General features: G+C 60.1%; 23 protein-coding genes. 11 read left to right on the top strand and 12 right to left on the bottom strand.

The features are described from left to right. Positions 1 to 78: 78 nt before the first annotated feature. Positions 79 to 720: a ribosome biogenesis GTP-binding protein YihA/YsxC gene (gene yihA, locus JH25_RS13265; RefSeq protein ID WP_005783451.1), complete on the bottom strand. Its 642-nt coding sequence runs from the start codon at positions 718 to 720 to the stop codon at positions 79 to 81. Positions 721 to 912: 192 nt separating this feature from the next. On the opposite strand from yihA, the gene JH25_RS13270 reads away from it, so the two are divergent. The 6 genes from JH25_RS13270 to JH25_RS13295 all read left to right on the top strand — a co-directional run bounded on the left by JH25_RS13270 (position 913) and on the right by JH25_RS13295 (position 6,393). Continuing rightward, the gene (locus tag JH25_RS13270) at positions 913 to 1,134 is read left to right on the top strand and encodes a cytochrome (protein WP_032878550.1); all 222 of its coding nucleotides are present in this window, start codon (positions 913 to 915) and stop codon (positions 1,132 to 1,134) included. A 33-nt stretch (positions 1,135 to 1,167) separates the two neighbouring features. Next, positions 1,168 to 1,794, top strand: coding sequence for a c-type cytochrome (locus tag JH25_RS13275; protein WP_032878549.1), 627 nt, complete (start codon positions 1,168 to 1,170; stop codon positions 1,792 to 1,794). A gap of 167 nt (positions 1,795 to 1,961) precedes the next feature. Continuing rightward, on the top strand, positions 1,962 to 2,597 hold the full coding sequence (gene dsbA / locus JH25_RS13280; protein WP_032878548.1) for a thiol:disulfide interchange protein DsbA: 636 nt from the start codon (positions 1,962 to 1,964) through the stop codon (positions 2,595 to 2,597). Positions 2,598 to 2,607: 10 nt separating this feature from the next. Continuing rightward, a complete protein-coding gene (locus JH25_RS13285) occupies positions 2,608 to 3,486 on the top strand; it encodes an endonuclease/exonuclease/phosphatase family protein (RefSeq protein WP_005783460.1) in 879 nt (292 codons plus the stop codon). Continuing rightward, positions 3,483 to 5,528: a GGDEF domain-containing protein gene (locus JH25_RS13290; RefSeq protein ID WP_032878547.1), complete on the top strand. Its 2,046-nt coding sequence runs from the start codon at positions 3,483 to 3,485 to the stop codon at positions 5,526 to 5,528. The genes JH25_RS13285 and JH25_RS13290 overlap by 4 nt, the downstream gene beginning before the upstream one ends. Before the next feature lie 88 nt (positions 5,529 to 5,616). Further along, positions 5,617 to 6,393, top strand: coding sequence for an N-acetylmuramoyl-L-alanine amidase (locus JH25_RS13295; protein ID WP_032878546.1), 777 nt, complete (start codon positions 5,617 to 5,619; stop codon positions 6,391 to 6,393). Positions 6,394 to 6,458: 65 nt separating this feature from the next. Here the strand turns inward: JH25_RS13295 and JH25_RS13300 are convergent, their stop codons facing one another. Next, on the bottom strand, positions 6,459 to 8,246 hold the full coding sequence (locus JH25_RS13300) for an ATP-binding protein (protein ID WP_032878545.1): 1,788 nt from the start codon (positions 8,244 to 8,246) through the stop codon (positions 6,459 to 6,461). Positions 8,247 to 8,256: 10 nt separating this feature from the next. Next, entirely contained in the window at positions 8,257 to 9,603 is a 1,347-nt protein-coding gene (gene algB, locus JH25_RS13305; protein WP_032878543.1) for a sigma-54-dependent response regulator transcription factor AlgB, read from the bottom strand. A 392-nt stretch (positions 9,604 to 9,995) separates the two neighbouring features. Here algB and JH25_RS13310 point away from each other — a divergent pair, with 392 nt between their 5' ends. From JH25_RS13310 to JH25_RS13330, 5 genes are all read left to right on the top strand, one after another. Beyond that, positions 9,996 to 10,280 (top strand): hypothetical protein, encoded by a 285-nt coding sequence (locus JH25_RS13310; protein ID WP_032881167.1) that lies wholly within the window; start codon positions 9,996 to 9,998, stop codon positions 10,278 to 10,280. Between the two features lie 78 nt (positions 10,281 to 10,358). Further along, complete coding sequence (locus JH25_RS28110) at positions 10,359 to 10,523, top strand: DUF1328 domain-containing protein (RefSeq protein ID WP_003187386.1); 165 nt, start codon at positions 10,359 to 10,361, stop codon at positions 10,521 to 10,523. A gap of 2 nt (positions 10,524 to 10,525) precedes the next feature. Then, positions 10,526 to 10,993 carry an inhibitor of vertebrate lysozyme family protein gene (locus JH25_RS13320; RefSeq protein WP_032878541.1) on the top strand — a complete coding sequence of 156 codons (468 nt, stop codon included), beginning with the start codon at positions 10,526 to 10,528 and terminating at the stop codon, positions 10,991 to 10,993. Between the two features lie 769 nt (positions 10,994 to 11,762). After that, positions 11,763 to 13,094 carry a glutamate/aspartate:proton symporter GltP gene (gene gltP / locus JH25_RS13325; RefSeq protein ID WP_005783475.1) on the top strand — a complete coding sequence of 444 codons (1,332 nt, stop codon included), beginning with the start codon at positions 11,763 to 11,765 and terminating at the stop codon, positions 13,092 to 13,094. A gap of 99 nt (positions 13,095 to 13,193) precedes the next feature. Beyond that, a complete protein-coding gene (locus JH25_RS13330) occupies positions 13,194 to 14,423 on the top strand; it encodes a nucleoside recognition domain-containing protein (protein WP_005783476.1) in 1,230 nt (409 codons plus the stop codon). Positions 14,424 to 14,515: 92 nt separating this feature from the next. Here JH25_RS13330 and JH25_RS13335 read toward each other — a convergent pair whose 3' ends face one another. The 9 genes from JH25_RS13335 to JH25_RS13375 all read right to left on the bottom strand — a co-directional run bounded on the left by JH25_RS13335 (position 14,516) and on the right by JH25_RS13375 (position 24,622). Continuing rightward, positions 14,516 to 15,127, bottom strand: coding sequence for an ABC-type transport auxiliary lipoprotein family protein (locus tag JH25_RS13335; RefSeq protein ID WP_032878540.1), 612 nt, complete (start codon positions 15,125 to 15,127; stop codon positions 14,516 to 14,518). Further along, entirely contained in the window at positions 15,124 to 16,062 is a 939-nt protein-coding gene (locus JH25_RS13340) for an MlaD family protein (protein WP_005783479.1), read from the bottom strand. The genes JH25_RS13335 and JH25_RS13340 overlap by 4 nt, the downstream gene beginning before the upstream one ends. 1 nt (position 16,063) lies before the next feature. Next, positions 16,064 to 16,867: an ABC transporter ATP-binding protein gene (locus tag JH25_RS13345; RefSeq protein ID WP_014716351.1), complete on the bottom strand. Its 804-nt coding sequence runs from the start codon at positions 16,865 to 16,867 to the stop codon at positions 16,064 to 16,066. Continuing rightward, positions 16,864 to 18,012 carry an MlaE family ABC transporter permease gene (locus JH25_RS13350; RefSeq protein ID WP_032878538.1) on the bottom strand — a complete coding sequence of 383 codons (1,149 nt, stop codon included), beginning with the start codon at positions 18,010 to 18,012 and terminating at the stop codon, positions 16,864 to 16,866. Before JH25_RS13350 ends, JH25_RS13345 begins: the two co-directional genes overlap by 4 nt. A gap of 54 nt (positions 18,013 to 18,066) precedes the next feature. Then, on the bottom strand, positions 18,067 to 19,098 hold the full coding sequence (locus tag JH25_RS13355; RefSeq protein ID WP_005783485.1) for a DUF5924 family protein: 1,032 nt from the start codon (positions 19,096 to 19,098) through the stop codon (positions 18,067 to 18,069). 69 nt (positions 19,099 to 19,167) lie between these two features. After that, complete coding sequence (locus tag JH25_RS13360) at positions 19,168 to 20,553, bottom strand: M16 family metallopeptidase (RefSeq protein WP_032878537.1); 1,386 nt, start codon at positions 20,551 to 20,553, stop codon at positions 19,168 to 19,170. A gap of 58 nt (positions 20,554 to 20,611) precedes the next feature. Beyond that, positions 20,612 to 22,270: a Na/Pi cotransporter family protein gene (locus JH25_RS13365; protein ID WP_005783487.1), complete on the bottom strand. Its 1,659-nt coding sequence runs from the start codon at positions 22,268 to 22,270 to the stop codon at positions 20,612 to 20,614. 212 nt (positions 22,271 to 22,482) lie between these two features. Then, complete coding sequence (locus JH25_RS13370; protein WP_005783489.1) at positions 22,483 to 23,250, bottom strand: TerC family protein; 768 nt, start codon at positions 23,248 to 23,250, stop codon at positions 22,483 to 22,485. A gap of 64 nt (positions 23,251 to 23,314) precedes the next feature. Next, positions 23,315 to 24,622 (bottom strand): CitMHS family transporter, encoded by a 1,308-nt coding sequence (locus tag JH25_RS13375; RefSeq protein WP_003187405.1) that lies wholly within the window; start codon positions 24,620 to 24,622, stop codon positions 23,315 to 23,317. Positions 24,623 to 24,926 lie beyond the last annotated feature (304 nt).

The raw sequence follows: 24,926 nt of genomic DNA, 5'->3' as shown, positions 1-24,926 counted from the left end.
CGCCCTAGCGGTCCGGAACTTGGACCCCGAACTTCCCTCCCCATACGAAGTCCGGGGTTTTTTTTGCCCGCAGAAAAGTTACTCGGTAGCTTCTGCGCCTTTGTCCGCCAATTCCATCCAGCCGGCCAGCACCGTGTAAGCCTCTTCCAGGCCCATGCGCTTCGGCGCCGAGAACAGCTGGATAGTGATCGTATCGCCCCAGCCTTTACGGATGTCGGACTGCACTTTGAGCAGCGTGTTCTTGGCTGCGCCGTAGGTGAGCTTGTCGGCCTTGGTCAGCAGGATGTGCATCGGCATGCCGCTGGCGACGGCCCAGTCGAGCATCAGCAGGTCGAAGTCAGTCATCGGATGGCGGATGTCCATCATCAGAATCAGACCCTTCAAACTCTCCCGGCCACCCAGGTAAGCCTCAAGGTGACGCTGCCAGTGCAGCTTCAGCGGGATAGGTACTTTTGCATAACCGTAGCCCGGCAGGTCGACCAGACGCCGATCATCGTCTAGCTTGAAGAAATTGAGCAGTTGCGTGCGACCCGGGGTTTTCGAGGTGCGCGCCAGGCTGGCGTGGGTCAGGGTGTTCAGTGCGCTGGATTTGCCAGCGTTGGAGCGGCCGGCAAAGGCGACTTCAAAGCCCTCGTCATCGGGGCATTGGTCCACTTTGGCGGCGCTGAGCATGAACGTGGACTGTTGGCACAGGCCGAGGATGGGATTCTTGAGTTGCATGAGATTTCCGATGTGGGCGGTGCCGAAAAAGGGTGCGGCAAGCGGTGTCGTTTCCGTTTCAGTAGCGCCAGTATATAATGCCGCAGATTTTGTGTGTGCTTTGTCCCAGCGAAGGATGAAGTTCACGGGAGCGAAAGACCTTTATTGCGCATTAGAACGCAAAACGCTCTCAAACCCTGAAAAGGTCGATGTATGGCCTCAATGGTTGCCGCTTTTGGTGTCCTGAACCCGCTTTACGGCGCTCAGGCTACACAGGATCCACAAGCGCTGTACAACCGAGTTTGCGTGGTCATGCTGATGCAGCGCGTGACCCAGGGTTTCAAGGCAATGCCGCCGCGTGGTTTGTGCATGGACTGCAGTACTGAGGATTACCAGGCCGTCATTGAGTTGGCGGTGAGTAAACCCGGTAGATAACTCTTAAACCCTTAGCCGTAGTTGGATTAGCTGATGAACAAACTGATCGTGAGTCTGCTGTTGACCTTGGGCATCACAGGCGCTGCCGTCGCTGCAGAGGGCCCCGTCAAAGGTGATGCCACTGCCGGTCAAGCGAAAGCCGCCGTATGTGGTGCCTGCCACGGGCCGGATGGCAACAGCCCGGCGCCGAACTTCCCCAAACTGGCCGGCCAGGGTGAACGTTACCTGAGCAAGCAGATGCACGACATCAAGGACGGCAAGCGCACAGTGCTGGAAATGACCGGCATGCTGACCAATCTCAACGATCAGGACCTGGCGGACCTCGCGGCGTATTTTGCCAGCCAGAAAGGCAGTGTGGGAGCTGCTGATCCTAAATTGGTCGCTCGCGGAGAAAAGCTGTTCCGTGGCGGTGACCTGGAAAAAGGCTTGCCTGCCTGCACCGGTTGCCACTCGCCAAATGGCGCTGGCATCGCCGCCGCTGGCTTCCCGCACCTGAGTGGCCAGCATGCTACCTATATCGCCAAACAGCTGACCGATTTCCGTAAGGAAGAGGCCGGACGAGCGAATGATGGCGACGCCGCAATCATGCGCACCATCGCTCGCAAGCTGAGTGACGAAGACATTGCAGCCGTCTCCAGTTACATCCAGGGCCTGCATTAAGTTGCACGCAACGTTAACACTCGATTAATCCCGCGATGCAAGCATAAAAGGGTGGCTCAGGCCGCCCTTTTTTGTGGCCGCTGCCGTTACACTAACGAACTCATGCCCGCGTAGACCTGTCACAACAAAGGTCGCGTGAGGCGACTTTATTTGTCCAGGAGTAAAGCATGCGTAATCTGATCCTCAGCGCCGCTCTCGTCACTGCCAGCCTCTTCGGCATGACCGCGCAAGCAGCCGATGTGCCGCTTGAAGCCGGTAAAACCTACGTTGAATTGGCTAACCCTGTACCGGTGTCGGTACCCGGCAAAATCGAAGTGGTGGAGCTGTTCTGGTATGGCTGCCCGCATTGCTACGCTTTTGAGCCGACCATCAACCCATGGGTTGAAAAGCTGCCCAAGGACGTTAACTTCCGTCGCCTTCCCGCCATGTTTGGTGGCCCATGGGATGCCCACGGCCAACTGTTCCTGACGCTCGAAGCCATGGGCGTGGAACACAAAGTACACAACGCTGTTTTCGAAGCGATCCAGAAGCAGGGCAAGCGCCTGACCAAGCCGGACGAAATGGCTGACTTCGTCGCCACCCAGGGCGTGGACAAGGACAAGTTCATGGCCACTTTCAATTCCTTCGCCATCCAGGGCCAGATCAAGCAGGCCAAGGAGCTCGCGCAGAAGTACGGTGTGCAAGGCGTTCCAACCCTGATCGTCAACGGCAAGTATCGTTTCGACCTGGGCACTGCCGGTGGTCCTGAAGCGGTCCTCAATGTTGCCGACCAACTGATCGCTAAAGAACGCGCAGCCAAGTAAGGGGCCCGCCATGCGCCGTTGGGGTACCGAACGCGTCGTTGGCCTGCACGAGCCGCAGGTCAACGAACACCACCTGCAAGCCACGGGCCTGCCGGCAGACAGCCGCTTGCGCCTGCTCAGCTTCAACATTCAGGTGGGCAACAGTACCGAGAAATACCGGCACTACCTCACCCGTGGCTGGCAGCACGTTCTACCGCACAAGGGGCGTACCGGTAACCTGCAGAAGATCGGCGACCTGCTCAGCGACTTCGACCTGGTCGCCTTGCAGGAGGCTGACGGCGGTAGCCTGCGCTCGGGCTACATCAACCAGGTGGAGCATCTTGCCCAGCTCGGCGCGTTTCCGTACTGGTATCAGCAGCTCAACCGCAACCTGGGGCGCCTGGCACAGCACAGTAATGGTGTGCTCAGCCGCTTGAAGCCGACCGCCATCGAGGATCACCCGCTGCCGGGTCCGAAAGGCCGCGGTGCGATCCTCGTGCGTTTCGGTGAAGGTCCTGAAGCCTTGGTGGTGGTGATGATGCACCTGGCACTCGGCGGACGTACCCGCAACCTGCAGCTTGCCTATGTGCGTGACCTGATTGGTAACTACAAGCACCAGGTGTTGATGGGGGACATGAACACCCATGCCAACGACCTGTTGCAGAATTCCCCGCTGCGCGACCTGGGCCTGTTGGCCCCGCAAGTCGAAGCCACATTTCCCAGCTGGCGCCCGCAGCGCTGCCTTGACCACATCCTGCTCAGCCCGAGCCTTACACTGGAAAGTGTGCGAGTGCTGGCGCAGCCCATTTCCGATCACCTGCCCGTCGCGGTAGAGATTCGTCTGCCGGGTTCGCTTACCGCTGATGCATTACCCGCGTTGAGCCCAGGCCCTCGCGGACCTCTTGCATGAGCGACGACGCCCAGCGCTGGAAAGAGAAATACCTCAAGAGCATCGAGCAACAAGACAAGCTCGAACGCCGCTGGGCCGCCCGCCTCGACCTGCTGCGCCGCGGCCTGGTGCGCAGCACGCTGGCGGCTGAAGGGACTGACCGCGCTGTTGATCAATGCATGAAAGAAATGCGTGATGTAGTGCGCACGGACGACATGGACGCAGCCCTCGCAGCGCTGTTGCCGCGCCTGGAAAAGGCTGTGCTGGATTCCGAGCAGCGCCGCGAAACCCGGGTTGACCAGATCAGCACCGCACTCACGGCCCTGGTTGCCCAGCTGCAAAAGCTTGCGTTGCCCCGCGAGGTGGCCCGCCCGCTGAAGGCCTTTGCCAAACAGCTCGATAGCCGCGTCGGCCAGGCGCGGGAGATACCGCTGTTGCTCAGTGAGCTAAGCAGCCTGCAAGGGCAGGCGCTGAATAATCTGGAGCCTGAAAGCGAAGCCTCACGCGCGGGTCCTGGGCTGCTGCAGCGCCTGTTTGGCAGTAAGGAGGCATCGAGTGAAGCGCCGCAGGTTGACGCTGCGCCACTGCCCACCGCGCAGGTGGCGCCGTCAAAGCCCGCTGCGCCGCCACCTTCGCCCGAGCCGCAGGAGCCCGTACAGTCCGAAGAGTTGACCCAGGCCTTGCGTGCCTTTGCACCGCAACCACAAACGCCGCTCGCTCCCGCATCGGAACTGGTAGCGCCGGCCCCGGTGGAAGCGGCTCGCGACACCTTCGCATTCGAGGCACCGCCTTCTGCAGCCCCGATTGCTTCACCTGTGCAGGCCCCTGAGCCGCCGATAGAAGAGCCAGCCCCTGAAAGCGCGCTCGCCGCCTTTATTGAAGCGCCGCAGGTTGAAGTCGACGCGCCGGATCAAACCAGCATAGGTAGCCTGTCTCTCCCCCCTGTGCTGGAAGTTCCCGAGCCCGACGAACTGCAGCCCGATGGGATATACGCCCTGCCCGACTCGCCTGAGCCGTCCTACAGCTCGGTGGCCAAGCACATTGAAGATACGTTACTGGGCCTGTTGGAAGATCTGTCCCTGCCTGAACGTCACCGGCCCCAGGCCGAAGCCATGCGCGAGCGGCTTGCCCACGGCTTGAATTGGTACGAGCTGATCCCGATCCTGGATGACCTGGCGGTGCTGATGCTGGCGATCACCGACAGTGGCCAGCATGAGTTCGAGGCTTATCTCAAGCAACTCAACGAGCGCCTTGAGGCATTTCAGGGCCACCTGCAGGTTGCCAGCGAGGGCCACGCCGATAGCAGCCTGGCCGCGCGGGAGCTGGATACGCAGATTCGTGAACAGGTCGACGGGTTGCAAAGCAGCGTGCAGGAAGCCGCCGATCTGAGCAGCCTCAAGCAGGTACTCGAAAGCCATCTCGAAGGCTTGCTCGGGACCATGGACGAGCATCAGCAGCAGCGTGACCAACGTGAGCAGGAAGTGGCGGCGCGCCTCAAAACCCTGGCTGAGCGGGTGGCCAACATGGAGCAGGAAGCCCAGGGCTACCGTGAGCACCTGGAAGTACAGCGCCAGAAGGCCTTGCTCGATCCGCTAACCGGCCTGCCCAACCGGGCAGCGTGGAGCGAACGCCTTGATCACGAGGTCAACGCCTGGCATCAACGCGGCAACAGCCTGTCGCTGGCGATGCTCGACCTGGATCATTTCAAGCGCATCAATGATGGCTACGGTCATCTGGCGGGTGACAAGGTGCTCAAGATCATCGCCAACGTGCTGAGCAAGCGCCTGCGGCCCACCGACTTCATCGCGCGTTTCGGCGGTGAGGAGTTTGTGCTGCTGATGCCCGACTCAGCCTTGGCGGATGCCTTGGCTGTCGCTCAAGTATTGCGCGCGGCCATCGAGGCATGCCCGTTCCACTTCAAGGGCGAGCCGGTGACGATCACGGTGTCCATGGGCGTAGCGCAGTTTCAACCTGGCGAGCGCAGCGACTTGGCCCTCAAGCGAGCCGATGAAGCGCTTTACAGGGCCAAGGCAGCGGGACGCAATCAAGTGCAGGTGGCATAAAAGATGTTCCATTTTGTAATTTGACCGCCGGGCTAATTACGTTACGTTACACTGTTGCATTATCGTCTCTCAGTGTACTGCTCCTGCCATGAAATCCTTGTCTATTGCTTTTGTGTTTCTCCTGCTCGCCGGTTGCGCCAGCGGCCCGCGGCTGAATACCAGCCACCCTTCGGTGAACCACGACAACCGCGTGCAGTTTGTTGTCGTGCATTACACCTCTACCAACCTTGAGCGCTCGCTGGCATTGCTGACCCATGGCCAGGTGAGCAGCCATTACCTGATCGGCGACGACGCCTCAGGCACCATCTACAAGCTGGTGGATGAAAGCCAGCGTGCCTGGCACGCGGGGGAAAGCGAGTGGATGGGGCGCACCTGGCTCAATTCCAGCTCCATCGGCATCGAGATCGTCAACCCTGGGTTCCGTGATACGCCGACAGGGCGTGTGTGGTACCCGTATTCCGAAGCGCAGGTGCAGTCGCTGATCGTGCTGCTCAAGGACATCAGCAAGCGTAACGGCATCGACCCCAAGAACATCATCGGGCATAGCGACATTGCCCCACTGCGCAAGCTGGACCCGGGGCCGCTGTTCCCCTGGAAGCGTCTGGCCGCAGAAGGTCTGGCCGTCTGGCCGGATGCACAGGCCGTGGCACGATTCCAGGTGCAGTACGGCGCTCAGCTGCCGAGCGTCACCTGGTTCCAGGAAGAACTCGCTCGCCTGGGCTATCAGACGCCGCAGACCGGGGAGCTGGATGTGGCCACGCGGCACGTGATCGCCGCCTTCCAGATGCGCTTCCGCCCTTCATTGTTTGATGGCACTCCGGATGCTGAAAGTGCTGCGATCCTGCGGGCCTTGAACCAGCGCTGATTGTGTAGATGTAGGAGCGAGCTTGCTGTGGCGAGGGAGCTTGCTCGCCACAGAGCGCTGTTTTTTTACAACGGTAATGCCATATAGAACTGCGTACCCTGCCCTGGTCGTGAATACACGCCCATGCGGCCGCCGTGCAACTGCACGATCTCCTTGCACAGGGCCAGCCCCAGGCCTGCGCCGCCTTTCTTGCGACCCACCTGCACAAAGGGCTCGAAGATCCGCCCTTGCTGGCCATAGGCAATACCTTCGCCGTTGTCTTCAACGCTGATAATCACACGCTCGCCATGACGCCGTGCCTGCAGGCGAATCTGCCCGCCTTCGGCGGTGTGGCGCAACGCGTTGCCGAGCAAATTGTCGAGTACGCGCTCCAGTTGCACCTGGTCGGCATACAGTCGCGGCAACTCCGGCTGAGCTTCCACCAGCAACTCAATGTGCTGCGCATTGGCGGGCTCGGCAAATCGCGCCCGTGCGTGTTCCAACAGATCGGTCACATCGCAGGCCCCCAGGGTGAGTTTTTGCAGGCCGTTCTGGTAGCGCGAGAAGTTGAGCAAGTCGTTGATCAACTGCATCAGGCGCTGCATTTCTTCGTTGACCGTATCCAGCAGGTCCGCTTCACGGGAGTCGGCCGGGAACTTGGCTCGCTCGCGAAACAGGCCGAAGGCCATGTGCATGCCTGTCACCGGCGTGCGCAGCTCATGAGAGGCGCGTAACACGAACTCGCTACGCACTCGTTCGAAGGCGCGCTGTTCGGTAACGTCATGCAGCACCATCACAGCCCCCAGAATATGACCCTGTGTATGGCTCACAGGGGTCAGGCTGTAGGTCAGCAGGCGCAGTTCGCCCTCGACCTCTACTTCCAGATCATCCGGCGCCCGCTCCAGGTTGCCGCCGCGCAGCACCAGTTGCAGTTGTTCATCCATTTCTGCACGACCCAGGGCTTCGCCCAGGCCCTGACCTAGGCGCTCTTGGTCCCAGCCCAGTTGGCGCTGGGCTACCGGGTTGAGGTGCTCCAGGCAGCCCTGCCGATCAATCATCAGCAGGCCGTCATCAATACTGTCGAGCACGGCTTGCAGGCGCTGTTGGCCGGCCAGCAGTTCATCGACATTGGTGGCCTGATGCTGGCGCAATGCTTCGGCCATGATGCCGAAACGGCGGGTCAGCTGATTCATTTCCGCTGCTGAGGAGATAGGCAGCGTCACTTCAAAATCGCCCTGTCCGATCTTGTCGGCGGCTTTGGCCAGTGCCTCGATCGGTCCGCCAAAACGCCGCGCGATGCCATGGGCCGTGACAAAGCCAATGATCAACACTGCGAGGCCCACCAACCCGAGCAGCCCTGCAATCAATAACGCGCGCTCACGGGACTTGTGCTCGCTGGCGCTGATGTTCTCCAGTGCCTGCTTGTGATCGGCAATCAGTCCGTTGCGCAGTATGTTGAAGGTTTCAGTGATTTTTTCCTTGCTGCCCGGCGGCGGTGTTTCCTGCTGGGATTGGTCGAACGCTTCGAGCAGGTTCTGGTAGTCGGAGCGGGCCTGGCCAAAGCCATGGCTTTTACCGATCGACTGCTCATGGGCAACGCCTTGGTCCAGCAGGTCGAAATAATGCTGCTTGGAGGCCCTCAGGGCCTCAGGGTCGGGTCGTTTCTCCAGCATCATGATCAGCTGGTCGCCCAGGCTCTGACGCAATTTGAGTCCCAGATCCAGGGTGATGAAGTTACTGCGAATCAGCGATTCCTGGGTCTTGGCCATTTGCATGACGCTGACCAGGCCCAGGATCAATCCCAGCAAGGCCACGGTGATCAGCGCTGAAATGCTCAGAAATAACCGAGTGCGCAGTTTCATCGCGAGCTTCATAAGGTCCTGCTCACAGGTTGTACTGTTTGCGTTTGCGGTACAGGGTCGACGCGTCGATGCCGAGGGTGCGGGCTGCTTGATCCAGCGTGTCACTGGTGGCGAGCACGGCGCCGATGTGGGCTTTTTCCAGTTCGTCCAGGCTCAACGCCGCGCCGATACGGGGCGCGTTGTTGGTCGGTTGCTCAGCCATCCCCAAATGGCTGATCTCTACCTTCTCCTGAGGGCAGATGATGCTGGCGCGCTCCACTACGTTACGCAGCTCGCGAATGTTGCCGGGCCAGCGATAGTTGAGCAGCGCTTCACGGGCCTGATCACTGAATCCGCGCGCGGGGCGGGCGTATTCCTTGACGAAGCGTGCCAGGAAGCGGTCAGCCAGGGTAAGGATGTCTTCACTGCGTTCGCGCAGCGGCGGCAGGTGCAGGGTGATGACATTGAGGCGGTACAGCAAGTCTTCCCGGAAGCGGCCGTCGCGCACCATGTCTTCCAGGTTCAGGTTGGTGGCGGCGAGGATGCGCACGTCGGCGCGGCGAGTGACTGGGTCGCCCACACGCTCATATTCCTTATCCTGAATGAAGCGCAGCAGCTTTGGTTGCAACGTGAGGGGAAAATCGCCGATCTCGTCGAGAAACAACGTGCCGCCGTCAGCCTGGTTAACGCGTCCCAAGGTGCTTTCACTGGCGCCGGTGAACGCGCCGCGACTATGGCCGAACAGTTCGCTCTCCATCAGCTCGGCGGTCAGTGACGGGCAGTTGATGGTCACGCAAGACTTCTTGGAGCGTTTGCTCCAGCCGTGAATGGCACGGGCCAGCTCACCTTTACCGGTGCCGGACTCGCCAAGGATCAAGATGTTTGCATCGGTCCCGGCCACTTGGCGCGCAGTTTCCAGTACTACCATCATCGACGGGCTGTGAGAGTCGAGGCCATCCTTGGGCTGGCGCACTGCGCCTTCCAGGGCCTCCAGTCGCGCAGAGAGCTGGCGTACTTCCAGTTGCTTGGCGGTGGCCAGGCGCAATTGGTCCGGACTGCAAGGTTTGACCAGGTAGTCGGCGGCACCGGCCTGGATTGCGTCCACGGCGGTATCCACGGCGGAGTGGGCCGTGACGATCACCACACGCATCCACGGAGCCTGGATACGCATCTGCGCGAGTACATCCAGGCCGTTGTCCTCGCCCAGGCGCAAGTCCAGAAAGCACAGGTCAAACACCTGGCGCTGCATCAGGGCATCGGCCTGGGCGGCGCTGTTGGCGGTGGCAACGGTGTAGCCCTCGTCTTCCAGGCAATAACGGAACGTGCGGAGGATTGCGGATTCGTCATCCACTAAAAGAATGCGGCCTTGAAGCTCCTTGGCTGAATCCATCTGTCCCGCGCTCCTTAACTATTAAATAAGATGGTGTTTAGTCCCGGAATAATCGGGCAAGTTGCATGGTTTATTCTGATTCATAAAAGGCATCTTCGTGTAGGTATCTACACGCCTTCCTACAAAGCGCCGGCTGATAGCCTTTTTGTGCGTTATCGCGACTTCGGCAACTGAGCGTGCGCTTTCGATCCCCTGACCCGACCACTGGCCATCGTGCATTTCGCACGGCATCTAAAGAGGCATCGTGCAGGATGCTGGGTGCAACATCCTTTCATGTCACATAACCTATTGATTTTATTGTGTTTTATTTTGCAATAAAGCTGGCACGCAGTCTGCAATATCCCTCCCAAGAGTGTCATGAACGAATAATCAGAATGCGGGAGAACAGCAGCATGACTCGCCAAAGCCTCAGCCAATTGCGTGTATCGCCGCTGCGTATGCAGCAGGGCCTGTTTGCCAGCCTGGCCTTGATGGTCACGTTGATTGCCGGCCAGCAGATGCAGCACTGGCAGCAGAGTGAGCAGCCAGCCCCGCAATTTGAGCGTCCGGTGATGACCCAGAACCATTTCCGTTCCATTGGCAGCGCCAGCGCTAATGTAACTGCCCCGCAATTGAGCTTGGTCGATCAGGATTCCACCCTGGATGAACTGCCTGCTCAAGAGCGCTGGGTGTTCTAGGCAAGAACAAGTCGCTTGTGTTGAGCGACTGCACGGCACTACCGCTGTTACCCCTATAGAAGCATAAGGAGAATCACCATGTTGAGTTGGGCAATCACATTTCTGATCATCGCCATTGTCGCTGCAGTCCTGGGCTTCGGTGGTATCGCTGGCACCGCCACCGGCATCGCCAAGATCCTGTTTGTCGTCTTCCTGGTGATGTTCATTGCTTCGTTCTTCTTTGGTCGTAAAGGCCGAGGTTGAATATGACCACTCTGCCGTTTAAAGCCTTGGCTGCCGCCCTGCTACTGGGCGGCAGCGGTCTGGCGATGGCCGCCAATGACGGGCAATCCCGGGCGAACGAATTGCTCAATTCGGATCCGCAATACCGTGAAACCTGGCAAGGCGTGGTGAAGAAAGAAGAGCGTCTGCCGGAATGGGTGATGAACCTGTCCGGCACCGCTGAGCAAATGAACGCTGTCGAGGAAGATGGCGACAAGTACTTGGTCGGGCCGCTGTGTGAAACCGCGGATACCTGCCGGAGCAAGCGTTTGATCGTGGCCTTCAGTTTCGATAAGGAAGATGCCTACGCGATGTTGGTGGAAGTCCCAGCCGGTTTGCCGGCCGACAAGTCCCCGACACGGCATGCCGATTACCGTTTCCTCGGTACGCCGGATGAAGGCATGCAAAAGCTGTTGATGGAACAACTGAAGAAAGATCCGAATTGGTACTAGGTTCCGTCTGAGACGGAGCCAGCGTCCATAGAAAGAAGCCCCTGCGCTTCTTTCTGTTTGCATCACTCGCCAAGGGTGGTGCATGACCAGGGGGCCGGGTTGCTCTGATCGATCAAGATCGGCGTGACCTACGGGCACAGGGAGTGCCTGCGAAAGGGCCGGGTCAGGGGAAAAGCTGCGACGCAAGTTCACAAGTCCTCAAGCTTGCTGAACTTGCGGCGGGCTTATGACTCTCATGCCCGCGCTTGGCTCTCGCTTCATGGCTCTCGCTTCATGGCTCTCGCTTTATGGCTCTCGCTTTATGCCTCTCATAGTCGCAATTTTGCTTTTTGCCTCTCGCCAACCATTACCGGGTATGTCGACGCGACCATCTATCGAGAAATTTTCAGACGCGCCATAGGACATTTCCGGTGCTAGGTGATGGATTTCTCACGCATTTCTGCCAAACGTTGCAAGTCGTTCAGTATCACTGAGCGAGCCTGATTTGGCCGCCTCACGGCATATTCACCCGCCTGAATGGCGTATTCGAACTGACCGTTTGGACAATTATTTTCAAAAAAAGCCATGCCGATTCGGCATAGGGTAGGCGTTTACGGCATTAGACGTCGCTCCCTTGCATGGGAATAGTTGCGCCTTTTTTCGCCTACCAGTAAGCCATTTCGGCCACGCTGCGGTGACCTTCCATGGAGGCTGATGCACACACTTTTTCGCTTTCGAGCGTTGCAGCTGGCGCATTTGCCATAAGTCCACTTGAAGTAAGGGTAATGACATGAAGAAGGCAAAGCTAAGCCTCGCCTGGCAGATCCTCATCGGTTTGGTACTGGGGATCGCAATCGGTGCAGTGCTCAACCATTTCAGTGCTGAAAAGGCCTGGTGGATCAGCAATGTATTGCAGCCGGCAGGCGATATCTTTATCCGCCTGATCAAGATGATCGTGATCCCGATTGTGATTTCCTCGCTGATCGTCGGCATTGCCGGTGTGGGCGACGCGAAAAAGCTCGGTCGCATCGGCGTCAAAACCATCCTTTACTTCGAAGTGGTCACTACCATCGCCATCGTGGTTGGCCTGCTGCTGGCCAACCTGTTCCACCCGGGCGCCGGCATCGACATGAGTACCCTGGGTACCGTCGACATCTCCAAGTACCAGGCCACCGCCGCCGAGGTGCAGCATGAACATGCGTTCATCGAAACCATCCTCAACCTGATCCCATCGAACATCTTCGCGGCGGTTGCCCGTGGTGAAATGCTGCCGATCATCTTCTTCTCGGTGCTGTTCGGCCTGGGCTTGTCGAGCCTCAAGCCTGAGCTGCGCGAGCCGCTGGTGACGATGTTCCAGGGCGTGTCCGAGAGCATGTTCAAAGTCACTCACATGATCATGAAGTACGCCCCTATCGGCGTGTTTGCCCTGATCGCGGTGACCGTCGCCAACTTCGGCTTTGCCTCCTTGCTGCCGCTGGCCAAGCTGGTGATCCTGGTTTACGTCGCCATTCTGTTCTTCGCCTTCGCGGTATTGGGCCTGATCGCCCGTCTGTTTGGCTTCTCGATCCTGAAAGTGATGCGCATCTTCAAGGATGAGCTGGTACTGGCTTACTCCACCGCCAGTTCCGAAACTGTGCTGCCCCGGGTGATCGAGAAGATGGAAGCCTACGGCGCGCCGAAGGCGATCTGCAGCTTCGTGGTGCCGACCGGTTATTCGTTCAACCTCGACGGTTCGACCCTGTACCAGAGCATCGCGGCAATCTTTATTGCCCAGCTGTATGGCATTGACCTGTCGATCGGCCAGCAACTGATGCTGGTTCTGACCCTGATGGTTACCTCCAAAGGTATCGCCGGCGTGCCGGGTGTGTCCTTTGTAGTGTTGCTGGCTACCCTGGGCAGCGTGGGCATCCCGCTGGAAGGCTTGGCGTTTATCGCCGGTGTCGACCGTGTGATGGACATGGCGCGTACCGCACTGAACGTGATCGGCAATGCCTTGGCCGTATTGGTCATCTCCCGTTGGGAAGGCATGTACGACGACGCCAAGGGCGAGCGCTACTGGAACTCCCTGCCGCACTGGCGCAGCAAGGAAGCGTTGCCAGCCGGCGAGACTACTCGCGGCTGATAGCACGATTGCGCTGACACGAACCCCGGATAATTCCGGGGTTTGTCGTTTCTGTCAGCCCCGTTATCATTCGCCCCATCTTTCGGGGGGATTCAACTGATGCTAAATGGCCTGTGGCTTGGCTTCTTTGTCGTGGCAATGGTGTCAGCACTGGCGCAATGGCTGGTGGGCGGTAACGCCGGGATTTTTGCGGCGATGGTCGAAAGCATTTTCGCCATGGCCAAATTGTCGGTGGAAGTCATGGTGCTGCTGTTCGGCACCCTGACCTTGTGGCTGGGCTTTTTGCGCATCGCTGAAAAAGCCGGGATCGTCGATTGGCTGGCCAAGGCGCTCGGCCCGTTGTTTCGAAGGCTGATGCCGGAAGTGCCTGCCGGTCACCCTGCCATCGGCCTGATCACCCTCAACTTCGCCGCCAACGGTTTGGGCCTGGACAACGCCGCCACGCCCATCGGCCTGAAAGCCATGAAGGCCTTGCAGGAACTCAACCCCATCCCCAACACGGCGAGCAACGCGCAGATCCTGTTCCTGGTGCTCAATGCGTCCTCGCTGACCCTGTTGCCGGTGACCATCTTCATGTACCGCGCCCAGCAAGGCGCCGCCGACCCGACGCTGGTGTTCCTGCCGATCCTGCTGGCCACCAGCGCATCGACCCTGGTGGGCCTGCTGTCGGTGGCGGTGATGCAACGCCTGCGGTTGTGGGACCCGGTGGTGCTGGCTTATCTGATTCCTGGCGCGTTGGTGCTGGGCGGCTTCATGGCGCTGCTGGCGACACTCTCGGCCACGGCGCTGGCCGGTTTATCCTCGATCCTGGGCAACCTCACGTTGTTTGGCCTGATCATGCTGTTTCTGGTGATTGGCGCGTTGCGCAAGGTCAAGGTGTACGAGGCCTTCGTCGAAGGGGCCAAGGAAGGCTTCGACGTGGCCAAGAACCTGTTGCCCTACCTTGTGGCGATGCTGTGTGCGGTGGGCGTGTTGCGGGCCTCGGGGGCGTTGGACTTCGGCCTGGAAGGGATTCGCCATGTGGTGGCCTGGACGGGCATGGATACGCGGTTTGTCGACGCGCTACCGACTGCGATGGTCAAGCCTTTCTCCGGCAGTGCGGCACGGGCGATGCTGATCGAGACCATGCAGACCCAGGGTGTGGACAGCTTCCCGGCCTTGGTGGCGGCGACAATACAGGGCAGTACTGAGACCACTTTCTATGTGTTGGCGGTGTACTTTGGTTCGGTGGGCATCCAGCGCGCACGACATGCGGTGGGCTGTGCGTTGCTGGCGGAGTTTGCCGGTGTCGTGGCGGCTATTGCGGTGTGCTACTGGTTCTTCGGTTAAGCCTTAGATTGCTATCGGGGGCAAGCCCCCTCCCACATTTTGAATGCATTCGCAGATCAAGTGTGGGAGGGGGCTTGCCCCCGATGAGGCTGTCAGCGTTTAGAGGAAGCCTTGCCTTGCTGCACCACCCAATCCACCACCTGCTTGTTCAACTGATCCCCCACCTTTCCAAAGGCTGCCACCACCGCCGGCACCTTGGTATCACCCACCGGCTGCCTTACCTCAAACCGCCGGCTGGCAATAATCCGCTGATCGCTGCCGCGCACCAAACGCGCATCCAGGCGAATCACCACCTCCACCGCGTCACCCCGGTATTCACTTTGAAACGCCTGCAACTGCCCGCCCAACTCATAGTCGGCTTGCAGGTTGGTCTCGTCAGTACTCAGCAGCGTTACCCGTCCATCGCGTTGGAAGCCGTCCAGCAGGCGGTTGCGTAAGAGTACCGGCGCCGGGTCGCTCCAGCGTGAGTTCGCATAGCTGCTGATCAGGTTGCCGTCAGGCACCACGGCAATGCGTGGACTGTCGAGAAACTCGCTGGTCTGGGGTTTGGCTACGCGCAGCGACCAACTCACCGGCGTGCCTTGGGTGGTTGGTTGGGTGGACACCAGGCGGTACACGTCTGACGGGTCAGGCTTGGGCAGAATCGAGCAGGCGCTGAGCAGTGCCAGGGCCACAGGGGCGATCATCAGGTAAGCACGCTTCATGGCGTGAACTCCTTATTCTTGTCACTGCCCAGCAGGTAACCGCTGGGGTTGGCTTCCAGGCGACGGGAGATGGCGCGCAGCGAACCGAGGGTTTCACGCAGCTCACGCACCGCTGGCGCCAGTTCGTTGAGGCCCTGCATACCGCTGTTCACCGAGTCCTGGTTGTTGGTCAGCAAGCTGTTGATGGTGGCGGTGCTTTGTTCCAGGGATTTCATCGCCTGCTCGGCGCTGCCGAAGGCTTGCTTGCCTTGCTCGTTGAGCAGGCCATTGGCGCTGCGCATCAACACGGTGGTTTGTTCCAGCGCGGCACCCGCCTGTTTGCTCACCTGCATCAATTGCTGCATTACCACCTTGATGTCGCCGCGTTGCTCGGCGATGGCACCGGTGGTTTGTTGCAGGTTATCCAGGGTGTTGCTCAAGCGTTCGACGTTTTCCCGGGAGAACATGTGGTTGGCGTTGTGCAGCAGCAGGTTGACGCTGGTCATCAGGTCGTTGCTGTTATTGAGCAGGCGCGCGATGGGCGATGGCGAGGCGATGATTTCCGGCAGGTTGCCGTTCTTGCCCTTGAGTTCCGGGCTCTGCGGGGTGCCGCCGCTGAGCTGGATGATCGAGGTGCCGGTGATGCCGGTCAGCGCCAGCTTGGCCTGGGTGTCTTCCTTGATCGGCGTCTGCCCGGCCAGGCGGATGCGGGCGAGGACGCGACGCGGGTCTTTGGGGTCCAGGCGCAGGCTGGTGACGTCGCCTACCTTGATCCCGCTGTACTGCACCGCACTGCCTTGGGACAGGCCGCTGACCGCTTCGTTGAAGATCACTTCGTAATCCTGGAAGGCGCTGTCGACGCTGGATTTGGCCAGCCATAGGCCGAAGAGCATAGCGCCGACCACCACAATTACGCTGAACAGTCCGATCATCACATGATGGGCTCGGGTTTCCATGTCATACCTCGTTGAGCGATTGAGCGGCATCCAATGCCGCGCGGCCCCGGGGGCCGTGGAAATATTCGTGAATCCAGGCGTCGTCCGTTTCCGAGACGACATCGATGGCGTCGGCCACCAGCACTTTCTTCTGCGCCAGCACCGCCACGCGGTCGGTGATGGTGTACAGCGTGTCGAGGTCGTGGGTGACCAGGAACACGCTCAAGCCCAACGCATCGCGCAGGGTCAGGATCAGTTGGTCGAACTGCGCTGCGCCAATCGGATCGAGGCCAGCGGTGGGTTCATCGAGAAACAGGATGTCCGGGTCCAGTGCCAGCGCACGGGCCAGGGCCGCGCGCTTGATCATGCCGCCGGACAACGAAGCCGGGTATTTGTCGGCGGCCGACAGGGGTAGCCCGGCCAGGGCCAGCTTGACTGCCGCCAAGTGCTCGGCGTCGGCGCGGCTGAGGCCGGCATGTTCGATCAATGGCAGGGCAACGTTCTCGGTAACGGTCAGCGAGGAAAACAGCGCGCCCTTCTGGAACAGCACGCCAAAGCGCCGCTCCACCAGCGAGCGTTCGTGCTCAGGCAGGCTGGGCAGATTCTTGCCGAACACCCGCACCTCACCTTCGCTGGGCCGACGCAGGCCGACGATGCTGCGCAGCAGCACCGACTTGCCGCTGCCGGAGCCGCCGACCACTGCCAGAATCTCGCCTTTGTATAAATCCAGGTCGAGGTTTTCATGCACGCTCTGGCTACCAAAGCGGTTGCACAAGCCGCGCACTTCAATCACCGCCTCAGTGGGCGCACGGTGTAGACGACTCACCAGCCCATCTCCATGAAGAACATCGCGGCGACCGCATCCAGCACGATCACCACAAAAATCGATTGCACCACGCTGGAGGTGGTGTGCGCGCCGACTGATTCGGCGCTGCCGCTGACCTTGAAGCCTTCCAGGCAACCAATGGCCGCGATCAGGAAAGCGAAGATCGGCGCCTTCACCATGCCCACCAAAAAGTGCTGCACGCCAATGTCCGATTGCAACAGCGAGAGGAACATCGCCGGTGAAATATCCAGGGCCACCGCACACACCACGCCGCCGCCGACAATCCCCGAGAGCATCGCCAGGAAAGTCAGCATCGGCAGCGCCACCAGCAGCGCCAGAACCCGCGGCAATACCAGCAGCTCCATCGGGTCCAGGCCCAGGGTGCGGATGGCGTCGATTTCTTCGTTGGCCTTCATTGAGCCGATTTGCGCGGTGAACGCACTGGCGGTACGGCCAGCGATCAGGATCGCGGTGAGCAGCACGCCGAATTCGCGCAGGAAAGAGAACGCCACCAGGTCCACGGTAAAAATCGTTGCGCCAAAACTCTTGAGCACGGTGGCGCCAAGAAACGCCACCACCGCGCCCACCAGAAAGGTCAGGAGGGCCACGATAGGTGCGGCATCGAGACCGGTCTGTTCGATATGGGCGACCATCGGCGTAAGGCGCCAGCGCTTGGGTCGAAACATCCCGCGGACGAAGGTCTCAAGGATCAGGCCAATAAAACCCAGGAGTTTCTTGGCGTCTTGCCAGACGGTGTCCACCGCGCGGCCGATACGGGCCAGCACCTGGATGCCGGCGCTTTCTTCCGGCTCTTTGAGCGGGACGCAAAAATCATTGAGGGAGCGGTAGACCGTCTTGAGCAGCGCCCGGTCGGCGGCCGACAGGCTGCAATCGGTCTGCTCGGCGCAGTGCTGGATGCGGTCGGGGCCCAGCAGCTCGACCAGCAGTGACGCGCCGGCGGTATCCAGCGCACCGAGGCCGTTAAGGTCGATTCGGGCGCCGGCGTCGTATTGGCCGTCGAGTGTGTCCGACAGCTTTTTCAGGTTGGCGTAGTGGGCAAGCGTCCAGTCGCCGGTAATCCGCAGCGAAGGCGGGGTGCTGGACGTATCAAGATGGGCTGCGCCGGCGGTCGTGCGAGTGGTCATAAGCTCCGAGCTTGTTTGGCTATCCACAATGGCTACGTAATAGCACGATCTGACCTACTTTGGGTTGTCCGCTTGTGCTGTGTCGATCACCTTGAAGCGCAAGACGCCGATCACCTGGCCGTCCTCGGTGAGGACCTGCACTTGCCAGCGCCCCGCTGCGTCGCCCGGGAAATTCTGCTTGTGCGTCCAGGCGCGATAGCCCTCCTTGCGCCCACCATGGATATCCAGGGCAATGCGGTCGACTTCCTTGCCGTTGAATTTCCACACATGGTAGATCCGCTCATCCAGCCCGCGTGGGGCATTGATTGCGGTGTAGGCGTAGAGGCCACCGCTGCGCAACTGGTCGGCGGTGACCTCCTTGAGGTCATCGCCCGGGGTGCGGTCCTGCAGTTGGGTGCTGATGGCGACTTCGGTCATCCACAGGGTGGCCGGCGGCACCCAACTGCGCAGGAACCAGCCGGCGCATCCGATCGCCGCCGTGACCCCCAGCAGCATCGCCCAGCCTTTGAGGCTGCGCAGCGGCAGGCTGACCGCCAGGCTCGGGATCGACAGCGCCATGGCCACGCCCAGCGCCAGCTTGTAACTCTGGGCAGTGGTCAGGTGCATGATAATCGGCAGCGCGGTGAGCAATGCGGCAAACAAGGTCAGGGTGTGCAGGGCCAGGAACAGCGAGCGCTTGGGCGCCAGCCACTTGTAGTACAGCGGGTCGATGATCGACACCAGTGCCGCCGCGCCGAGCAGGCCGGTGAACAGCGATTGGCCGCTGTTCCAGGCGGTGGTGACGAAAAAGAACGGCAGCACAAAGAACAGGCTTTCCTGGTGGATCATCTGCGTGGCATAGCGCAGCAGCGGTTCCGGGATCTCGCGCTTGAAGAGCTTGGCAAACAGTTGGGTGAAGCTGTTTTCCAGCATCAGCCACAACCAACTGACCAGCATGATGACGGCGATCCAGCTGGCCATGCCTTGCTGGCGGTCCACCAGGATGAAGCTGCCCACACCCGAGATAAAACCGCCGAGTGCAATTACCCCTGGGTAGCGCTTGATCAGTTCGAGGATGCGCTGGATTAGATGGGTCAGGTTTGGCATTCGGCGGTTCGCAGTCTTTGTAGGAAAAAATCCCAGACAGAATAACGTCTTAGCGCTGGGCTCGGTGCTTCATTCCATGATCCGTTGGCGATAACGCCGAACGCCAATCAACACTATGGCGATGAGCCCAAGCACGCCCGCACCTATCCAGGTCAGGGCGTCATAGCTCAACAACGGCTTTTCGATGCGCCAGTAGCCCGGTTGCTTGAAGACCTCGCGCATCGCCTGGTTGGTTTGCGAAAGGCTCACTGCCTTGATGCGCTTGGCCGGGTCGCTGAAGCGGCCGTCAGCGTAGTCGCCGGCGGCACTCCAGTAATAATCGGCCAACGCACTGTTGCCCTGTACCGCCCAGGCTTGGCGGGCAATGGCAGCCTGCTGCAGGCGAGTGAACACCTTCGGGTCGAGGCCGTCCTTGAGCAGTTGGGCCTTGAGGTCTTGCAAGACTTGCTCGGCTTCAGGGAGATTTTCCCGTTCGAGGTCGGCGTTCAGGCTCAGGAAGCCTACGCCGCCCAGCACTTCGCGTTCGCTCCACGGACCGTAGGACAAACCGTGCTTCAGACGCAGTTGTCGATACAGCGCCCAATCGAGATAGTCCTTGAGCAGGTCGTAGGTTTCGTCATGCTGGTCGTCCAGCACCGGCTCGGGGAACAGCCAGTGCAGTTTGGCGCCATCGCCGACCCAGCCATGCACCAGGTCGCGCTGGCGGGCGGCGGTGTGCTGGATCTGCGGCAGCGGGCGATGCTCGCTCGGGTCTACCGGGTCGAGCTGGCCGTAGGTGCGTTCCAGGTAGGCTGGCAGCAGCTTGTCCAGATCGCCGACGACGATCAGGGTCATGTTGTTGGGCGCGTACCAGGCTTTGCGCAGTTTCTCCAACTGATCGCGGGTCAGGTGGCCGACCTGCGCGCGTTCGGCGCATTTGAGCCCCAACTCGACGGCTAATTGGTTGCTGGCGCTGTGGCCCAGGTCTTGGCGATCCAGCAAACGTTGCAGGTGCGAATAATGGCCGCCGTCTTCGCGCTCGACCACCTGCTTGGCGGCGTTGATATTGGCATCGGTCAACTGCGTGCGGGTCAGGATTGCCAGCAGCAGGTCCAGCACCTTGCGTTGGTTGTGCGCGGGGGCCTCGATGACGAATGTGGTGTCGGCGTTGCTGGTGTAGGCGTTCCATTCGCCGCCCAACGCTTGCATGCGGTCTTCGAGGTCGCCTTCGCCACCGCCGTCGATGCCGCTGAACAGCAGGTGTTCGAACAGGTGGGGCAGCTCTTTGTCTTCGCAACCGAAATCATCCAGGCCCACGCCGACCACCAGGCGGATGGCCACGTGCCCGCGTTCGGTGCCCGGTTTGAGCAGCAGCTGCAGGCCGTTGGGCAAGGTGTAGCCCTCGACTTGCTGACGGTCGAAGGCAAAGGTGTGTGCCGATCCTAGAAGCAGGCAGGCGAGTAACAGGCGACGCATAACAAGCTTCCTGGCGAGTGAGGTCCATTGTTAACTGACTTCACTGGCCGTCGTACGTTCAGGGCGAATGGGTGATGTCGGCAATATCTTCGGTGGAGAGTGCGCCAGTGTCGGACGTTTCCAAGACTACATAAGCGCTGCTGCAAAACAACGAGTTCAAGCGTTTCATGTCGGCGATCAGCTCCAGGTGCAGGGAGCTGGTTTCCAGGCTCTGTACGATCTTGCGCTGCAGGCGGCTGACGTGGGCGTGAGCCAGGCGACGTTCCTGGGCGCGGAAGCGGCGCTTTTCACGCAGCAATTGGCGAGCGCTCTCCGGGTCGCCGCTGAGGAACACCGACAGACCCAGGCGCAGGTTGGCGATCAGCTGGCTGTGCAAACCGCTGAGTTCTTCCAGGCCCACTTCGGAAAATTGCCGCCGCTGCGAGGTTTTCTGCTGCTGGACCTTGCGCAACATGCGTTCGATCAAGTCACCTGCCAACTTCAAGTTGATCGACAGCTCGATGATCTCCGCCCAGCGGCGGTTGTCTTGTTCGCTCAGGTCTTCACGGGGCATTTGCGCCAGATAGAGTTTGATCGCGCTGTAGAGCGCCTCGACATCATCGCTGAGGCTGCGCATTTGCTGGGTGATTGCGGTTTGATTACCGCGCAGCACCTCCTGCATGGAGGTGAGCATATTGTCGATCAGGTCACCCAGACGCAGGGTTTCTCGCGCGGCGTTGGCTAAGGCCAGGCTCGGCGTGGTGAGCGCGGCCAGGTCGAGGTGGCGTGGTTTGGCCTTGCCATTGGTTTCTTCGCGCTCGGGCAACAGCCAGGCGCACAGCCGCGCCATAGGGCCAATGGTGGGCAGCAGAATCAAGCAGCGCGTGACGTTATAGAGCAGGTGAAAGGTGATGACCATGCCTTGTGCGCTGTAGTCCAGACCGTCCATCCAGCCCACGAGCGGGTCAAGCACAGGAATGATCAGCAACAGGCCGATCAGTTTGTACAACAGGCTGCCCAGGGCCACTTGGCGGCCGGCGGTGTTTTGCATGCTGGTGCTTAGAAATGCCAGCACACCGCTGCCGATATTCGCGCCGATCACCAGGCCGATGGCCACGTGCAAACCGATCACGCCGGCGCCGGCCAGGGTGGCCGTAAGCAGCACGGCTGCGAGGCTGGAGTAGGAAATCATTGCGAACAGCGCGCCGACCAAGGCGTCGAGCAAGATATCGCCGGTCAGCGAGGCGAAGATCACCTTGACGCCCTGGGCATGGGTGATGGGCCCGGCGGCCTCGACGATCAATTGCAGCGCGAGGATGATCAGCCCAAGGCCGATCCCCACCCGGCCCAACTGCCCTGCCCGCGTCTGTTTGCGCGACAGGAAGAAAATCACCCCAAGGAAGATCAGCAGCGGCGACAGCCAGGACAAGTCGAAGGTCAGCACCCGCGCCATCAGCGCGGTACCGACGTCGGCGCCAAGCATGGTGGCCAAGGCCGGTGTAAGGCTCATCAAACCCTGGCCGACAAAGGAAGTGACCAGCATCGCCGTGGCGTTGCTGCTTTGCACCATGGCGGTCACCAGGATCCCGGCGATAAAGGCCAGCCAGCGCTTGGACATGTTCTGCCCGATGACTTGGCGCAAGTTGGAGCCGTAGACCCGCAGGATGCCGGTACGGACGATGTGCGTGCCCCAGATAAGCAGGGTCACGGCGGAAAGCAGATTGAGCAGGGTCAGCATGCTCGGCCCCCCGTGTGGGTGCGCTCCAGGAGGAGCGAAGGAAAGTTACCGCGTGCCGTTCTACGTCTTGTACTTAAGCTGTAGTTGGCGAATGGGCTCTGCGCCAGCATCGCATAGCTAAAGTGGGGATTGAAACAAAACTGTCATGAAATCAGCTTTTTGGCAGACGAAAAAATGGGGCGCAAGCGCCCCATTTCAGCAGCGGGTCAGGTTTATTGACCCGGAATGTCTTTACGCAGTTTCACTGGATCCTGCTGCTTCTTCTTTTTGGCGATGGCGGTACGCATCTTGATGTTCACCGCTTCCACTGCCAGCGAGAACGCCATGGCGAAGTAGACATAGCCTTTTGGCACATGCACGTCGAAGGATTCGGCGATCAGCACGGTACCCACCACCAGCAGGAACGACAGCGCCAGCATTTTCAGCGACGGGTGCTTGTCGATGAACTCGCTGATGGTGCCGGCAGCCAGCATCATCACCAGTACGGCCACGACGATTGCAGCTACCATCACCGGCACATGGGAAACCATGCCGACGGCGGTGATCACCGAGTCCAGGGAGAACACGATGTCGATGATGGCGATCTGGATGATGGTGTAGATGAACTTGCCACCGGCGCCTTTGGGCTCGTCGTTGGTTTCGTCTTCCCCTTCCAGGGCATGGTACATCTCTTGGGAGCTTTTCCACAGCAGGAACAGGCCACCGAAGAACAGGATCAGGTCACGGCCGGAAATGCCCTGGCCAAACACCACGAACAGGTCGGCGGTCAGTTGCATGACCCAGGTGATCGACAGCAGCAACAGGATGCGCGTGACCATGGCCAGTGCCAGGCCGAAGATCCGGGTGCGCGCCTGCATATGCTTGGGCATGCGGCTGACCAGGATCGAAATCATGATGATGTTATCGATGCCCAGGACGATCTCGAGAGCCGTCAGGGTGAAGAAGGCAATCCAGATTTCCGGATTGGTCAGCCATTCCATGTGTATTCCTTTGAGCAAGTGTTAAACCGCGCAAGCTGTAGCGCCGCGCGGTGAGTCAGTACGATTATAGAGTGCTGAACAGCGGAAAAATCCCCATCAGCAATGCGGCGAACATTATGCACAGGCATACCAGCACTGCCCACTTCAAGGTGAAGCGTTGGTGGTCGCCGAACTCAATACCCGCCAGCGCCACCAGCAAGTAAGTCGAAGGTACCAGCGGGCTGAGCAGGTGCACGGGTTGCCCGACGATCGACGCACGGGCCATTTCTACCGCGGTGATGCCGTAGTGACTGGCCGCTTCGGCCAATACTGGCAGTACGCCGTAATAGAACGCATCGTTGGACATGAAGAAGGTGAACGGCATGCTCACCAGCGCAGTGATCACTGCCAGGTACGGGCCCATGGCTTCCGGGATGACCGCCAGCAGGCTTTTTGACATGGCGTCGACCATGCCGGTGCCCGACAGGATGCCTGTGAAGATCCCGGCGGCGAAGATCAATCCGACGACCGCCAAGACGCTGCCGGCGTGGGCCGCGACGCGGTCTTTCTGCTGTTGCAGGCACGGGTAGTTGACGATCATCGCGATACTGAACGCCACCATAAACAGCACCGGCAGCGGCAACAGGCCGGCAATCAGGGTGCACATCAGGGCCAGGGTGAGGGCGCCGTTGAACCAGATCAGTTTCGGGCGGCGGGCGTCGGGGAATTGCGACACGCTGATTTCGCTGTGGTCGATCTCGTCGCCCTGCAGGTGCAGTTCACCCAGGCGTGCGCGCTCACGCTTGCCGTACATGTAGGCAATTACCAGGATCGCCACGACGCCAGCGGCCATGGCCGGAATCATCGGTACGAAGATGTCGGACGGATCAACATGCAACGCACTGGCCGCACGAGCCGTCGGGCCACCCCAGGGTGTCATGTTCATTACACCGCCGGCGAGAATGATCAGACCGGCCATGATCCGCGGGCTCATGCCTATGCGCTGGTACAGCGGCAGCATGGCGGCGACGCAGATCATGTAGGTGGTGGCGCCATCACCGTCCAGGGATACCACCAAAGCCAGCACGGCAGTGCCGACCGAGACTTTCAGCGGGTCGCCCTTGACCATCTTGAGGATCTTGCGCACGGCCGGGTCGAACAGGCCGGAGTCGATCATCAAGGCAAAGTAGAGGATGGCGAACATCAGCATCACGCCAGTTGGCGCGAGCTTGGTGATGCCTTCGAGCATCATTGGGCCGATCTTCGGCGCGAAACCGCCGAACAGTGCAAACAGGATGGGCACGATGATCAAGGCGATCAGCGCAGACAGGCGCTTGGTCATGATCAGGAACATGAACGTGATGACCATGGCAAAGCCAAGGAAAGTCAGCATAGGAATACTCCAGGCGTAGCGCGGCTAGGGAATGGCGAACCGGGTGAGGGTCAGCGCAGAACGAAAGGCACGAGGCGTACGGGTGGAGTGGGTGCGAACAGGCGGGTACGAGCGGACATCGGGAATCACCATTGTTGTTGTTTACAGCCGGTCTGTTGCCGGCAGTTGGGGCGATCCTAGACGGGTAAGCTTTCAGCCAGCTTTCGCTGGAGAAACTGGTGACACACGGTTTTAAGGCTCATGCAGATAAAAATGTGGGAGGGGGCTTGCTCCCGATAGCTGGAGTTCAGTCAATATTTCCAGT

The sequence above is a fragment of the Pseudomonas sp. BRG-100 genome, from assembly GCF_000737955.1.
Taxonomy (GTDB): Bacteria; Pseudomonadota; Gammaproteobacteria; order Pseudomonadales; family Pseudomonadaceae; genus Aquipseudomonas; species Aquipseudomonas synxantha_A.
This window is presented reverse-complemented; position numbering and strand designations above follow the sequence as displayed.